Origin of the sequence: Corallococcus sp. CA053C (assembly GCF_003611675.1) — a bacterium.
In the GTDB taxonomy this organism is placed as follows: Bacteria; Myxococcota; Myxococcia; order Myxococcales; family Myxococcaceae; genus Corallococcus.
Map to the genome: position 1 here is coordinate 1 of NZ_RAWA01000911.1, position 408 is coordinate 408.

General features: G+C 50.5%; 2 protein-coding genes. Both read right to left on the reverse strand.

Annotated elements, in window-relative coordinates; all coding sequences use genetic code 11:
• A partial coding sequence (locus D7V97_RS46935; protein WP_199729294.1) for an ATP-dependent Clp protease proteolytic subunit occupies window positions 1-142 on the reverse strand: 142 nt, incomplete at its 3' end.
• A 14-nt stretch (window positions 143-156) separates the two neighbouring features.
• Window positions 157-408, reverse strand: a 252-nt coding sequence (locus tag D7V97_RS43845) for an ATP-dependent Clp protease proteolytic subunit (protein WP_199729296.1), incomplete at its 5' end; no start/stop codon positions are given.

Genomic DNA, 408 nt, shown 5'->3' on the forward strand with positions numbered 1-408 from the left:
CGATCGCATTGGCGATGCCGTCATCGACTTCTTCAAACAAAAAGATAATCCGTTCGCGAAACAGCCGTTCGTAGATACGAATCCACTGTTCGTAAGTGCCACCAGGGAGGCGGTAAGGAACGCTCGGTTCTCCAATTGGCATAGTTTTTTGGGGGTTTAAGTGAGTGCGAGTGAGGGTTGAGGAAGCTTAGAATCGGTGAGGACGCGATCGACTAGGCCATAGGCTTGCGCTTGGTCAGGCGTCATGTACAGGGTGCGATCGGTGTCCTGGCGGATTTTTTCGATCGGCTGTCCGGTCGTTTCTGCCAAGATTTCTAGAATCAGATTTTTCTTCGAGATCACTTCTTTTGACATCACTTGAATGTCGGTCGCCTGACCTTGGTTGCCCATTTTGGGATGGTCAAGCAC